Consider the following 12923-nt stretch of genomic DNA (forward strand, 5'->3'; position numbering starts at 1 on the left):
GACGAAGGCGGGAGGGCCCGGTCTGGCCGGGCCCTCCACCCTTGCGGCCACGTTTTTGTGGGCAAACTCCTTACTGGGCTACCACCGTGTAGGTATGGGTGGCGGTGTAGGTGGACGGGGGGTCCTCCCACTCGATGTCGATGGTATAGTTCACGTTGATGGGACCGATGTTGCCGCCCCGGTTGCCCTCGGCCACCATGACGTTTGTCCCGAACTCCGTGGGAGTACCCTGAACCGCCGTCACCCTTCCGTCGCTCGAGCTGGAGGTGAAGGTCAGGCGGCTGGAAGGTATGGTGTAGATTCCATCCGTGAGATCGTGGTCCTTCGACACCTGCAACCTCCAGAGCCTGTTACCCCACACGGTGGCAGTCAGGCCGTCGTTGTACACGCCGTCACCGCCGGGACCGCCGTCAGGCAACAGTGTCCCTCCGAAATCCACCGCGTTCTTGCTCACGGTGAGGCGCAGGGCCTCGGCCACCGTGGCGGAAACATTGACCGTTTCCGGGTTGGCGGCCTGGGCCGGGGCTCCCAGGAGGAGCACCAGGAGCAGGGAAGCGGCCCCCAGCATCCCCAGGATTCTCATCCTCTTCCTCATCTTCCTACCTCCTTTTCAGGGCCATAGGTTTCGAGAACCTCTTTTCACTCCCTTTATCGAGTCCTCGCCTCCCACCTTTACCGGAAACACCACCAGCGCGGGGATAAGGGGGGCGAACGGTGCCTCCGGTGGGGTGAACGGGAAACCGCGAGGCATATTAACCCGCGGGTAGCCGCGGGGGACGGCACGCGGGACGGCAACGCCCGGCGCCTCCCGGGGTCCCGTGAAAGGGGAGGAAACGGCGTCCCAAGCGATGGACAGGAGGGAAATCATGTAAGCAAGAAGGCCGGAAGGCGACCAGACACGCCCCCGGCCCGCGCTCTTGCTGGAGCCGGCGAGGAGACTCGAACTCCTGACCTGCTCATTACGAGTGAGCTGCTCTACCTGCTGAGCTACGCCGGCCCAAGTCGATTATAGGGGGTCAGGTCTTGAATTTTGATACCCCCAGGGGTATTAAACGCAAGCCATGACTCCCTTCGTCTAAAAAGGTAAAAATTCTAAAACCTACCCCCATGACCCGCTCCTCATAAACGGGGGGAGATCTCTATATCCATGATGTGTTCCTTCATCTTGTGGGTGAACTGCAGGGTCTCGAAGACGTCGCTTATGCGCTTCTGAATGGCGGCGATGCGCTCCTCGTCCCTCTCCGGGTGAAAGAGGTGGCGGAACCTCCCCTGGGCCTTCAGGTACTCCTCCACCGGAAGGAGCTTGGCCTGGCCCTGGATGATGCGCTGGGTGCCCGCCGTGTAGGTGGTCTTCCCATTCTCGTGCTCATAGAGCATCCACATCCCGGTCTGCACCGCCAGCCGGGCGATCTTCACCGTGTGGCTGGAGGGGAATTTCCATCCCGGGGGGCAGGGGGCCTGGATCTCGATGTAGCGCGTCCCCCGGATCTCCCTGGCCTTGGCGAACTTGCGGAACATGTCCGTGGGATAGGCCAGGGAGGCGGTGGCCACGTAGGGGATGCCGTGGGCCACCATGATCTGGGCCACGTCCTTGCGCCACTCCTCCTTGCCCTTGGTGGTGTTGGTGGTCCAGGCGGCGTAGGGGGTGGCTCCGCTGCGCTGGGTCCCGGTGTTGGAATAGGCCTCGTTGTTGTAGCACACGTAGATGAGGTCCGCGTTGCGCTCCGCCGCCCCGGAGAGGGCCTGGATGCCGATGTCGTAGGTCCCCCCGTCTCCCGCCCACACCAGGATGGTGGGCTTCTCCTTGAACTTCCCCCTGGCCGTGAGGCGCTCGGCGGCCGCGGACATTCCCGAGCCCACCGCGCCCCCGGTGGCGAAGGCCATGTTCAGGGTGGGGAGATTGAGGGCGGACACGGGAAAGGGACTCTGCAGGACCGAGGTGCAGGAGGCTATGACGCACAGGATGGTGTTCCTCCCCAGGGCTTTGAAGGCCACCCGGAGGGCGGCGCTGCCCGGGCATCCCTGGCAGGCGGCGCTCCCCTGCAGGAAGAGCTCCTCGGCGGGAAAATCGCGCAGCCTCACCGCACTCCCTCCTTCTTCCAGTACTCCTCCAGGCTCCTCTTCACTAGGCGGTGGTGCTCGTTCAGGCGCACCGCGGGCCAGTGGCTCCCGTGGGGCAGTTTTTCCTTGAAAGCGGCCATCGCGTTCTCCACGATGAGGTCATAGGGCACGTCCCGCCCTCCCAGGCCGGTGATGATGCCGTGGATGGAGGGGCCGCCGTTCCCGTAGACCGCCGCCTTGACCTCGGAAAACAGGGGGCCCTCTAGCCCGAAGGAGACGGCGCGGTCGATGACCAGCGCCGCGCGCAGGGGAGCCAGGAGCTCCCGGAGCTCCGCCACCGGGAAGGGACGGTAGGATCGTATCCTCACCAGGCCGCAGGGATAGCCCATCTCCCGCAGTTCGTCCACCGCCACGCGGCACTCCGAGGCCACGGTGCCCAGGGCCAGGAGGGCGTATTCCGCGTCCTCCATGCGGTAGGTCTCCACCAGCTCACCGTGATAGAAGCCCAGCAGGTCCCGGTATTCCCGGGCCGCCTCGGAGATGACCCGGCGGGCGTTGTCCATGGCCTGCTGCATGGAGAACCTTACCTCCTCGTAGTCGTCGGGGTAGATCACCGACCCGTGGGTGAAGGGATACTCCAGGTCCAGCTTCCACAGGGAGCGGAAGGGGGGCAGGAAGCGGTCCACGGCCTCCTGATCGGGGATGTCCACCTGCATGTAGGTGTGGGACATGAGGAAAGCGTCGTAGCAGACCATGACCGGTAGGATGACCCGCGGGTCCTCGGAGATGCGGTAGGCCTGGATGACGGTGTCCAGTATCTCCTGGTGGTCGGCGCAGTAGAGCTGGATCCACCCCGTGTCCCGCGCCGCCATGGTGTCCTGGTGGTCACACCAGATGTTCCATCCCGGCCCCAGGGCCCGGTTGACGTTGACCATAACCATGGGAAGGCGGACGGCCGCCGCCCAGTGCAGGAGCTCGTGCATGTAGGCCAGGCCATGGGAGGAGGTGGCGGAGAAGGCGCGCACTCCCATGGCCGCCGCGCCGATCATGGCCGCCATGGCGCTGTGCTCGCTCTCCACGGGGATGTACTCGCACTCCATCTCCCCCTCGTCTATGAAGCGGGATATCTCCTCGATGACCTGGGTCTGGGGGGTGATGGGATAGGCGGACACCACCTCCACCCGGGAAAGGCGCGCCCCCCAGGCGGCCACGTGGTTTCCGGTCTCTACCAGCCTCATATTCATCCTCTTTCACCATGCTCCTGGCCCTGGTGGGGCATTCCTCGGCGCACACGCCGCACCCCTTGCAGCAGCCTTGGTTTTACCGGTCCTTTCCGTCCTCATATTCATCCTCTTTCACCATGCTCATGGCCCTGGTGGGGCATTCCTCGGCGCACACGCCGCACCCCTTGCAGTAGTCGTAGTTTATCCTCAGTTCCTTGGTTATGCAGGCCTCAGGGCAGTATATCCAGCAGAGCAGGCACTTATTGCAGCGCTCCTGGTCGAGCACGGGACGGAAGGTCCTCCAGGTGCCGGTCAGCCCCACGCTCCCCTCCGAGGGTACGGAGAGGGTGGTGAGGAAACCTATCTCCTCCGGCTTCTCCTTTCTCTTCCTTCCGGGCATCCTTATCCCCGTTTCCTCTCTTTTCCCGCGCGGCGGCAAGGATGCCCCGCGCGTTCCGGTATGCGGTCCTTCCTCCACACGATAGCAACCCCTCCGGCGGCGGTTATCCGAAATCAAGGCGCGGACATCCCCCCGCCGGTGGGGCCATGCTCAGGAGGCGGCGGTCCTCTCCCGGCTCTCCCTCTTCCCCGCTCCCGCCACCTCGCGCACGGAGGTGAAGCCCCTCCTGGCCGCTTCCATGCTGGCCTCCTGGCGACCGGGAGGGATGTTGCGGCGGATGACCTCGTTCACCGCCTCCAGGGGGATGAGTTCGGTGACGTAGGAGACCGCCCCCAGGAAAACCTGGTTCAGGACGGGCATCCCCTCCACCACCATACCCAGGTCCAGGGCGATGGAGGTGGCGTCCAGCGCGTAGGTCCGGAAGGGGAGCCCACTCAGGGCGTCATCTTCCTCCTCCCGCTGGTTGACCAGGAGCACCGAGCCCTCCTTGGTTCCCTCCTCGAGTGCCGCCTGCAGCAGGGAGGGGCTCATCACCACCAGGAAGTCCGGGCGGTATATCTGGCTCCTCAGGTGGATGGGCCGGTCGTCCATCCGTACGTAGGACTTCACGGGGGCCCCCCTCCTCTCGGCGCCGAAGAAAGGGAAGGCCTGCACCCGCTTGCCCACCAGGTCTCCCGCCTGGGCCAGGAGGTTGATGAGGGTCACCGCTCCCTGCCCGCCCAGGCTGTGAAAGCGAATCTCTACCATTTTTTTCCTTTAAACTGACATCCACCTCTCCGCCGCTTTTGGGCCGGGAAAGCTCGGGACCCACATAGACCAAATATATAGCACACGCAAGTTTAGCTTGTCGATGAGAGGGATTCCCTCCCCGCCCCGGCGTCGTCCACCACAGGCCCGAGGCCTCCCGGCAGGACGGAAGGGGCCGGTGAAGCGCTAGTCCGGAGCCAACTCCTCGTCGGTGTCCTCCACGATCTCGTCCTCCACCTCCTCCTCCGGCTCCACCTCCTGGGGCGGCGGGCCGAAGTAGGCGGCGGGGACGGTGAACTTCTCCCCGTGCTCGAGCTCCAGGGTGACCCTCTCGTGGAGGACGTCGTGGGCCACCACCCTGGCCGGTCCCCGCTCCGTCTCCACCTTCTCCCCCACCGCGGGAACCCAGCGGAGGAAGCGACGGTAGGCATCCTGCTCGTAGTGGAGGCAGCACATGAGGCGACCGCAGATGCCGGATATCTTCGCCGGGTTGAGGGGGAGGTGCTGCTCCTTGGCCATGCGGATGGAGATGGGGTGGAACTGGTTGAGGAAGGTCACGCAGCACAGGGGCCGGCCGCAGGGCCCCAGGCCCCCGATCATCTTGGCCTCGTCCCGCACCCCTATCTGCCTCAGCTCGATGCGCGTCTTCAGGGTGGAGGCCAGGTCGCGCACCAGGGCCCGGAAATCCACCCTCCCCTCGGCGGTGAAATAGAAGGTTATGGAGCTGCCGTCGAAGGCGTAATCCATGTCCACCAGCTTCATGGGCAGCTGGTGCTTGGCGATGAGCTCCAGGCACTTGCGCCAGGCGCGGTCCCGGCGGAACTCGTTGCGCTCCTTCTGCTGGCGGTCCCGGTCCGTCGCCCTCCTGATGACCTTGCGCAGCTTCTCCGGGTCGCGGGGATCGGGTATCTCCCGGGGGGGGACCACCACCACTGCGAATTCCACTCCCTTGGGCGTGGGGACCATGACCTCGTCCCCCACGCGCAGGGACAGCCGGTCGGGATCATAGTAGTGGACCTTCCCGCCTTTCTTGAAAACCACTCCCACTACCGTGGCCATCTTCAACCTCCCGGCGCCCTCCCCCGACGCCCGGGGCGCGAGGTGGGCGCCACTTCCCTGAACCCGTCGTGCTCCGGCCCTTCACCGACCGCCGGACCCGCACGGCGTCCGCTCCAAGCGGTCGGGGCGATTCCCGGAGGCCCGGAAACCGTTCTCCTCCATCAGGCCGGCACGCGGCCAAGTATGCCTCTGAGCTCCATCACCAGGTGGGAGAAGAGGAGCTCTTCGTCCACGTTGGCGTCCAGCGCCTTCCCGGCCTCCCGCAGCCTTTCCAGGCACTTGCGGACCCGCGGGGCGTCGAGGTGCTGGGCCTCTCTTTCCAGTTCCTTCCTCCACTCCGGGTTGAGAAGCAGGGAATCCCCCGCCTCTCGTCCCTCCTCCCCCATCAGGATCAAGAGCATTATATCCCGGTAGAAAGAGGCCATGCCATCCAGCAAGTCGTGGGCGGCCAGGCGCCTCGCCCGCCTGTTGCGGCGGGAGATCTCCTCCTCCCGGCGCTTTCGCAGGCGCTCCGCGCTCCTCCTGTCCAGGGCCTCCAGGTAGGCCTCCATACCCTCTTCCCCATCCTCCAGCCTGAGGTCGTGCAGTTCGCGGCGACAGGACTCCATTCTCTCCAGAGCCTCCCGGAGGGTGAGGCGGCGCAGGGAGGCGGCGCACTCCACGCCCTTCCTCCAGTAGGCCGCCGCCTCCGGGTGGCGCGCCCAGGTAACGGCGCGGCCGAACATCCCTCCCGCCCGGCGCGCCAGGGACCGCGCTTCCTCCCGGGGGAGGCCCTCCCTCTCCGCCAGGTATTCCTCCAGCTCCCGCGAACCGATGGAGGCGAAGCGCACCTCCCGGCAGCGGGAGACCACGGTCGGGAGCAGGTTTTCCCGGCTCTCGGAGACCAGGATGAGGTAGGTGTCCGGCAGGGGTTCCTCCAGGGTCTTGAGTAAGGCGTTGGCCGCCTCCGCGGTCATGGACTGCGCCTCGTCTACCACCACCACGCGGCCCCGTCCCTCCACGGCCTTGCGGTGGAGGATGCCCTCCAACTCGCGTACCCGCTCCACCCTTATGTTCATCCCCTCCGGCTCGAGCAGGTGCAGGTCGGGGTGCACCCTCGCCGCCACCCTCCGGCAGGAGGGGCAGCCGTCCGCGTCCCCGGAGGGGCAGAGGAGGGCCGCGGACATCACCAGCGCAGCGGTGAACTTTCCCACGCCGCGCGGCCCGGTGAAGAGGAGGGCGTGGGGGACGTCCCCCCGGCGGAGCATGGAGCGGAGATACGCCACGGCGGCCTCTTGCCCGTATATCCCTCTCCACGTGCAGCCTTCTTCCCGGCCCATCTTCCGGACTCCTAACCCATGCCTTCCGCTTATCCGACGTTCGGTCACCCGCCAAGGTTAACGAGATTCCCTGCCCGGTGATGCGAGAACGTGAAACCGGACGGCTTTCCCTCCGCTAGCTTAATCCTCAATCCTCACGGGCGCCGCCCGCTTTGACCCGCGGAGGCCCTTCCGGCCCCGCTACCCGGACCTTCGCTCCCCCCTCCCCTTCGCCCCCCGGGACAATCCGGGGACAGGGAGAGGAAATAAGAACGGGTTAAGGAACCGGTCCCCTCCCGCGGGGCGGTTCTCAGGGGAGGATCTTCATTACCTCCTCCATCACCCGGTGATGGATGGTCTCCGGCTTGTCCGCCCCGTTGAGCACCACGTAACGGTGGGGGAAGAACTTGGCCAAGGTGCGATAGGCCTCCTGCACCTGCTCGTGAAAGGATTCCGGCTGCCCCTCCATCCTGTCTAGGGCCTTCTTGTGCTTCTCCAGCCTCTTCAGGCCCACCCGGTAGGGTATCTCGAGGAGAAAGGTAAGGTCGGGATAGAGATCGTCGGTGATCCATTCGTTAAGGTTGCGCACCCCTTCCAGGCCCACCCGCCTGGCCACCCCCTGGTAGGCCAGGGAGGAGTCCAGGTAGCGGTCGCAGAGGACCACCTTTCCCGCCTCCAGGGCCGGCTTTATGACCTCGTAGACGTGCTGGGCCCGGTCGGCGGCGTAGAGCACCGTTTCGGTGAGGGGATGCATCTCCCGGAAGGCGGGATCCAGCAGGATGCGCCTTATTTCCTCGCCCAGCCTGGTCCCGCCCGGCTCGTGCGTGGCCACCACGTCCACCTTCATGCGGATGAGGTGAGCATGGAGCATGTTCATCTGGGTGGTCTTTCCCGATCCCTCCACGCCCTCGAAGGTGATGAGGACTCCCTTCCTTTTCGCCGCCGGCCTCAAAGCGTTCCTGTGGCTCATCTCCTTCCTTTCTTCCTCTCCTCCGTCCCGTCAAGGGAAAAGTTTATCCCCCGCGGCGGTTCCAGTCCACCAGGAATCCACGCCAACTTCTCCGAGTGGCGGAAGCGGGAGGCCGTACCTCGGTTTCTCCCGGGGTGTCCCCGGCGCCGAGGGCAGGTCGTGATGGGCACCGCCGGACGCAGGGATCAAAACGGCGGGTTCCGGTGCGGATTCCCTCGTTGATTCCGGCCTCCCGCATTTCCGGAACATAACCGTTTTATCGCGAAACTCCGGCCTCCGGCTGCCTTTCAACCCTGTGTCGACTGCGGCCGCCGCACAGGCTCGTTCCCCGGGAGCTGCCCTGAACGCCGGTGCCGGCGGATGGAGTTTGACGTACCCTGCCGCCTGGGGGCCGGGTGGGACAAGTATGGCCACCTCGGTGAGGTCGCGCGGGGTTCGGCCTCCTTCCCCGCCCTTACGGCCGGGCCAGGTGGGCGAAGACGTCGCCCCCCCTGAGATCGTAGGCCACGAGGACCGGGAAATCCTCCACCTCCAGCTCGTATACGGCCTCCGGGCCCAGGTCCTCGTAGGCCAGTAGGCGCACGGCCCGCACCCGGGAACCCAGCAGGGCCGCGGCTCCCCCGATGCCCACCAGGTAGAGGACGCCGTTTTCCACCAGGGCACGCCTGGTTTCCGGGGAACGGGGCCCCTTGCCGATGCAGGCGGCGATGCCCTCCGCGGCCAGGCGCGGTGTGTAGGGATCCATCCGGGAGGCGGTGGTAGGCCCCACCGAGCCGGCGGCCTTTCCCGGGGGCGCGGGGCTGGGACCAGCGTAATATATTATCTCCCCCTTCAGGTCCACCGGTGGCCGTTCCCCCCTTTCCAGGGTCTCCACCAGCCTCCTGTGCGCCTGGTCGCGGGCGGTGATGAGCCTCCCGGTCACCAGCAGGCGATCCCCCGCCGAGACCCTTTCCCGGAACTCCCGGGTGAGGGGGGTGGTCACCCTTATCCCTCCGCCCTCCCTGCCGTCAGCCATCGCCCTTCACCTCGCTTCGCCAAGAACCAGGAGATCCGTACCGGGATGGTCCTGACTTGAATTCCCGTGCCGTTTTCCCCACTTCAGCCGCCGTCTCCGTCCTTATTGGAAAGATTTACCAACCCCGAAACCCGCCCGACCGACTCCGGCCCCGCTTCCGAGCAGGGGCCTCGTAGCCCCATTCCGCCCTCACCCCGGGAAGGGTCGAGGGACCCGCTCGTACCCGCGCTCCCCGCAGTCAAGGGACCTCCCCGAGACTCCTCCCCCGCGAAACAGCGGTGGAAGGAGCGCTGCCCGTAGAGGCCGGCCGCGAAGATCACCAGGCCCCCGATGAGCAGGATGAGCTGGGGCCCGTTGAGGAGGTAACGGAAATCGACGTACCTCCCGTCTATCTCTCCCCGGTAGGAGCCACCCAGCCTCACCAGCCACAGGGAGAGGGGCCGCAAACCCAGCCGGCGCCCCAGCCCGGTTATCAGGTCCGCCAGGGGCCCAGCCAGCATGATGGAAACGAATATGGAGGCCCGCATGATGACCTGGATGGTGGCGAAGGCCCTCCCCCGATATTCTTCGTCCAGCTTCTCGTGCAGCAGGGTGACCATGCCCACGATGGCGTAGCCCATGAAGACCCCGCCCAGGAAGGCCACCAGGAAGGATATCCAGGTCACGGCGAGTAGGGAGAAGAGCACCACCCCCGCCCCGAAACCGGAGATGGCCAACCCCAGCACCCTCTCCTTGCGCACCCGGCTCCTGAACACCCCGGCCAGGATGGAACCCCCCATCATGCCGAAGAGCAGGGTGGTGAGGATGTACATGAAGGTGGACCCGCTTCCCCCCAGCACGTAGCGCACGAAGCTCACCGTGAGCACGTAGATGGTCCCTCCCCCCAGGAAGCAGGCCAGGGTGAGGAGGAGCACGGTGCGGGTCAGGGCCCTCCCCCAGAGGTATCTGAAGCCCTCCCGGAAGTCCTGCCTCACCTGCACGGAGGTCATCCTCACGCGCTCCTCCCGGGGTATTCTCTTGAAGCCGATGTGGTAGACGAGCCAAGCGGAGGCTAAGAAGGTCAGGGAATCGATGAAGAAGGCCGCCTTGTTGGGGTCGATCTTGCCCATGAAGCCCGGGTTCAGCCTGCCCAGCCAGGAGATGAAGCCGATGATGCTTCCGGCGAGGGCCGTGCCGAAGGCCATGGAGGCATAAAGGGTGAGCATGTTCATGGAGTTGGCGTTGGTCAGCTGTTCCGGCTCCACCAGGTCGGGGATGCTGGCATCCTTGGCCGGCCCGTAGATGATGGTGAAGGTCTCAATGATGAAGACCAGGATGCAGATGAAGAGGAGGTTGCCGGCGAAGGGCAGGAAGACGACCAGCGCCGCGCGGGAGAGATCGCAGAGGATGAGGGTGGACTTGCGGTCCAGGCGGTCGATGATCACCCCGGCCAGGAAGCCCAGGAGCACGGCGGGCAGGAACTTGGAGAGCATCATGAGGCTGATGGCGTAGCTGCGCCCGCCGGAGATCTGGTCCACGTAGGCGAAGAGCACAGCCACGATTATCCAGTCCCCGACGGCCGAAATCATCTGCCCCAACCATAGGAAGAGGAAATCGCGGTTGCGCAACAGTCCCCGGAAAGCAGCCGGCCTTATCTGTAGGTCTTCCTCCGTGCGCCGGAAACTACCCGGCCGATAGTCGGTGCAGCTTTCCCTGGTATCTTTTTCCATGCTACATCTCCACCGGCCTAAAGGAGCAGCGTGCTGCGCCGCAGCGCGTGGCACCCCAGCACCACCCCCACCGGGAGGCAGGCGATGTGGGTGGGAGCCTCCTCCAGGTGGACGTCGAGGGCGGTGGTGTCCCCGCCCAGCCCGGCGGCCCCGATGCCCGTCGCGTTCACCTCCTCGAGGAGCTCCTCCTCCAGGCGGGCCAGGGGCTCGCGGGGATGCCTCTTTCCCACGGGGCGAAGCATGCCCCGCAGGGCCAGCTCCAGGGCCTCCCCGGCATCCCCCCCCACTCCCGCGCAGACTACCAGGGGAGGGCAGGCCTGGGCCCCCTTGGTCCGTACCGCCTCCATGACCGCCCTGCGAACCCCGTCCTCACCCTCCCCGGGAAGGAGCATGAAAAGGCGGGTGGCGTTCTCGCTCCCCCCTCCCTTGGCCAGGAGGGTGAGGCGCACCCTTCCCTCGGGTCCACCCTCGTGCACGTGCACGTGCACCGGGGTGTTGTCGCCCCGGTTGCGGCGTTCCCCGATGGGAAAATCCACCAGCGAGGAACGCAGGGGTACCCTGCGGGTGGCCCTCCGCAGCCCCTCGTCCACCGCCGAACGGAAGCCGGAGGGCAGGGCCACTCCCTCCCCCAGCTCCACGAAGAGGTGGAACATGCCCGTGTCCTGGCACAAGGGCAGCCGCTCCCTCCTGGCCACCGCCGCGTTCTCGAGGATCATGTCCAGGGCGTATCTCCCGAGCGGCGAGGATTCCCTTTCCCGGGCCTCTACGAGGGCCCTTTCCACGTCCGGCGGAAGCTCCAGGGAGGCCCTTATCGCCAGCTCCTCCATCGCCTCGCTCAACCGCGAGGGCTCAAGAACTCGCCAGCCACCCATCGAGCTCCTCCATCCTGCCCCGGATGAGGCGGGCGCACTCCTCCAGCTCCTTCAGCTCCTCGCCATCGAGGGGAAGCTCCACCACCTTCTTCCACCCTCCCGAACCAAGGACCACCGGAACCCCCAGGAAGACGCCGCTCAGGCCGTATTCTCCCTCCAGGAGGACGCTGGCCGTCACCTGGCACTCCTCGTCGCGGAGGACGGCCTCCACCATGCGGGCCACGCAGGCGGAGGGGGCGTAATAGGCGCTTCCCGTCTTCAGGAGGGAGACGATCTCCGCTCCCCCCTCCCGGGTCCTCGAGCACAGCTCCTCGAGCTTCTCCGGCGGGAGCAGCTCGTCCAGGGGGACCCCGGCCACGGTGGTGAAGCGAGGGAGGGGAAGCATGGCCTCGCCGTGGCTTCCCAGCACCGTGGGCTGGACCTGCGAGGGGCAGGCGCCCAGCTCCCGGGCGGCGAAGTAGGCCAGTCGGGACCCGTCCAGGAGCCCAGCCATGCCCATTACCCGGTGCCGGTCCCATCCGGTCACCCTCCAGGCCAGGTAGGACATCTCGTCCAGGGGATTGGTGACCATGATGATCACGCTCTCCGGGGCGGCGGCGGCGGCCGCTTCCACCACTTTTCTCACCACCTCGGCGTTCTTCCCCAAAAGATCGGCCCTGGACATCCCGGGCTGGCGGGGAAAGCCGGCGGTCACCACCACCACCTCGCTCCCCTCGGCCAGGCGGTAATCGTCCCCGCCCTCCACGCGGGAAGGGGAACCGGTCAGGGGAAGGGCCTGGGAGATGTCCAGGGCCTTGCCCCGCGCCAGGTCCCCGTAGATGTCGATGAGGGCCACGTCGGCCAGCCCTGCCTCCGCCACCCGCATGGCGGTGGTGGAACCCACCATGCCGGCTCCCACCACGGTGACCTTGCGCATGAACCAACCTCCTCCTTCCTTCCCTTCGGGTTATGGCGTTATTTTCCTATAAGCCGTTCGGGCGCGCAAACCGCCACCGGGTCCGGGAGCCTTGGCGCGGCCGAACGTGAAGCGCCGAACCTGCCTCCCGGAAATAGGCCTCGGGTGGGAATGCCCTGCTGCAGATCACCCCCTTCCGGGGACATGTCCAGTCGAAACCGACGGGGCAGCAGGCGATGGTGGGCTTACCTGCAAGCGCAAGCCGACCCCGCGGAGCCTTAACCGGCAATCGTTTCCATAAGCAACCCGGTCCGGAAACGATAATCACCGCGAGGCTCTTGAACGGCGGCCTCCCGCCGCCAAACGGATAAGATCCTTTCGAAAACGGGTCTTAAGGATTCTCGATGCGCGTCCGGGAGGAAAATCCAACCCTTCCGGGTAAGATCTTCACCGATGTTCCACCCGCATTTCCTTGAGGGGCTGAAGAGGTTGATCCGAGGGTACACGAGGGCGTGACGAAGCAGAAAATACCGTTCAATTCCACTCACGGTTCCTTTTTCCCGGTATATCGTCTCCCTTTATCCCTAAAGAAGGGTGCCTTGCTTTCTTATCGCGGCGCTCTCGTTTGATAAGGCTTCGTGGCGGCCTCCGTCCATTCCGACTCAAATCGCCCG

General features: G+C 65.8%; 12 protein-coding genes and 1 tRNA gene. All 13 read right to left on the reverse strand.

Features of this window, described 5'->3' with window-relative positions:
- Positions 1-70: 70 nt before the first annotated feature.
- On the reverse strand, positions 71-595 hold the full coding sequence (locus tag QME84_02415; GenBank protein MDI6873130.1) for a hypothetical protein: 525 nt from the start codon (positions 593-595) through the stop codon (positions 71-73).
- A 326-nt stretch (positions 596-921) separates the two neighbouring features.
- A tRNA-Thr gene (locus QME84_02420) sits at positions 922-997 on the reverse strand.
- A 122-nt stretch (positions 998-1119) separates the two neighbouring features.
- A complete protein-coding gene (locus QME84_02425; protein ID MDI6873131.1) occupies positions 1120-2082 on the reverse strand; it encodes a thiamine pyrophosphate-dependent enzyme in 963 nt (320 codons plus the stop codon).
- Complete coding sequence (gene porA, locus QME84_02430) at positions 2079-3299, reverse strand: pyruvate ferredoxin oxidoreductase (protein ID MDI6873132.1); 1221 nt, start codon at positions 3297-3299, stop codon at positions 2079-2081. Before porA ends, QME84_02425 begins: the two co-directional genes overlap by 4 nt.
- Positions 3300-3381: 82 nt before the next feature.
- Positions 3382-3684, reverse strand: a complete 303-nt coding sequence (locus QME84_02435) for a 4Fe-4S binding protein (GenBank protein MDI6873133.1) — start codon at positions 3682-3684, stop codon at positions 3382-3384.
- 150 nt (positions 3685-3834) lie between these two features.
- Positions 3835-4431: a 2-oxoacid:acceptor oxidoreductase family protein gene (locus QME84_02440; protein MDI6873134.1), complete on the reverse strand. Its 597-nt coding sequence runs from the start codon at positions 4429-4431 to the stop codon at positions 3835-3837.
- Between the two features lie 186 nt (positions 4432-4617).
- Positions 4618-5490 carry a stage 0 sporulation family protein gene (locus QME84_02445; GenBank protein ID MDI6873135.1) on the reverse strand — a complete coding sequence of 291 codons (873 nt, stop codon included), beginning with the start codon at positions 5488-5490 and terminating at the stop codon, positions 4618-4620.
- Positions 5491-5651: 161 nt separating this feature from the next.
- Positions 5652-6809, reverse strand: coding sequence for a DNA polymerase III subunit delta' (holB, locus tag QME84_02450; protein MDI6873136.1), 1158 nt, complete (start codon positions 6807-6809; stop codon positions 5652-5654).
- Between the two features lie 289 nt (positions 6810-7098).
- A complete protein-coding gene (gene tmk, locus QME84_02455) occupies positions 7099-7758 on the reverse strand; it encodes a dTMP kinase (GenBank protein ID MDI6873137.1) in 660 nt (219 codons plus the stop codon).
- Between the two features lie 454 nt (positions 7759-8212).
- The gene (locus tag QME84_02460) at positions 8213-8773 is read right to left on the reverse strand and encodes a FumA C-terminus/TtdB family hydratase beta subunit (protein ID MDI6873138.1); all 561 of its coding nucleotides are present in this window, start codon (positions 8771-8773) and stop codon (positions 8213-8215) included.
- 83 nt (positions 8774-8856) lie between these two features.
- Positions 8857-10482, reverse strand: coding sequence for an MFS transporter (locus QME84_02465; GenBank protein ID MDI6873139.1), 1626 nt, complete (start codon positions 10480-10482; stop codon positions 8857-8859).
- Between the two features lie 17 nt (positions 10483-10499).
- Entirely contained in the window at positions 10500-11354 is an 855-nt protein-coding gene (locus tag QME84_02470; protein MDI6873140.1) for a fumarate hydratase, read from the reverse strand.
- Positions 11332-12270 (reverse strand): malate dehydrogenase, encoded by a 939-nt coding sequence (gene mdh / locus QME84_02475; protein MDI6873141.1) that lies wholly within the window; start codon positions 12268-12270, stop codon positions 11332-11334. The genes QME84_02470 and mdh overlap by 23 nt, the downstream gene beginning before the upstream one ends.
- Between the last annotated feature and the right edge of the window lie 653 nt (positions 12271-12923).

This window comes from Actinomycetota bacterium, assembly GCA_030019255.1.
In the GTDB taxonomy this organism is placed as follows: Bacteria; Actinomycetota; Geothermincolia; order Geothermincolales; family RBG-13-55-18; genus Solincola_A.